Below are 972 nucleotides of genomic sequence, written 5' to 3' on the forward strand. Positions count from 1 at the left end.
AGATCGTTGTACCAACACCCTGGTGCCAGCGAAGCAAATCTGCCCTGAGTTAGCGAAAACCCCCATAGCCGCGCCGGGTACTGCTTTTTCCAGGTTTGCGTCTTTGAAGATGATATCGGCTGATTTCCCCCCCAATTCCAGCTGCAATTTCTTGATGTTCACAGTGGAGGCTTGGATGATGCTGCGGCCAGTTTGAGTCGACCCGGTGAAGGCTATGCGATCAACACCCGGATGGCTGGCGAGAGCGTGCCCAGCTTCCGCTCCATAACCGGTTACGACGTTGACAACACCCGCCGGAACGCCTGCTTCATGCAGGATTTCAGCTACTCGCAAGACGGATAGCGATGCGTCTTCCGCAGGCTTCAATACGACTGTGCAGCCCGTAGCCAATACTGCTCCAAGAACCCAGAACTGGCTGTTGAGGGGGCCGTTCCACGGGATGATGCCGCCGACTACACCGACCGGTGCTTTCAGCGACATAGTTGCAACTTGCCCAGGGATGCCGTTCATCAAGGTTTCACCCTTGATGTTCGCAGCTTGTGCCGCAAAGAACAGAAGCATCTTTAGCAATGCTGGCTTCGTGTTCCGCAGGCGCGCAATGGGCGCGCCCATGTCCATGGATTCGATTTGCACCAGTTCTTCGAATCGTTGATCCAAGACTTGGTGTAAACGGAAAAGTAATTCCTGGCGTTGGTACGGGCTCCAGCTGCTCCAGGGCCCCTCGAATGCGCGGCGGGCTGCTTTTACCGCATGCTCAACATCTGCTTCATTTCCCGCGGACAGTCTAGCGAGGACTTCGCCGCTGGAGGGGTTAACTGTGGTGATAGTCTCGCCCGACTCTGCAGCTACAAACGCGCCATCGATAAACAAGCCATGCTGTTCGCGTGAGAGGAACGCTTGAGCCTCAGCGCACAGCGTTACGGTTTGGTTGTCTGCTGACATGATTCGCCTCTTGCACAAGATCTTTTCGTT

General features: G+C 55.5%; 1 protein-coding gene. It reads right to left on the reverse strand.

Annotated features, from left to right (window positions below):
* A partial coding sequence (locus AC3WLP_RS27835) for an aldehyde dehydrogenase family protein (RefSeq protein ID WP_146039875.1) occupies window positions 1–942 on the reverse strand: 942 nt, incomplete at its 3' end.
* Window positions 943–972: the final 30 nt, after the last annotated feature.

It is taken from the genome of Pseudomonas sp. FW305-E2 (genome assembly GCF_058782925.1).